The organism is Leifsonia sp. SIMBA_070 (assembly GCF_046534635.1).
Taxonomy (GTDB): Bacteria; Actinomycetota; Actinomycetes; order Actinomycetales; family Microbacteriaceae; genus Leifsonia.
This window is the reverse complement of sequence record NZ_JAWRYK010000805.1, coordinates 1-243: the sequence shown is the minus strand read 5'-3', so window position 1 is coordinate 243 and position 243 is coordinate 1. Positions and strand designations below refer to the sequence as shown.

The 243-nt window shown below is 68.7% G+C and carries 1 protein-coding gene; it reads left to right on the top strand.

Features of this window, described 5'->3' with window-relative positions:
* Positions 1 to 243 (top strand): hypothetical protein (locus SB754_RS22440; protein WP_410784484.1); only part of this gene is annotated, 243 nt, incomplete at both ends.

Sequence of the window (243 nt, the reverse complement as noted above, 5' to 3'; positions counted from 1 at the left end):
ACCGAGGTGGTGCTGCTCTACCTCGAGAGTTTCGGTAACCCGCGCAAGTTCACCAGACTCGCGCGCCGCGTCGCCAGCGGCAAGCCGGTGGTGGCGGTGAAGTCTGGCCGTGGGGCGGTGCCGCCGGCGATGGCCGCCGCCGACCATTCGCTCGACGACGCCAGTACCCGGGCCCTGCTGGCCCAGGCCGGTGTCATCCAGGTCAGCACCATCGGCCAACTCTTCGACTGCGCAACCGTTTTC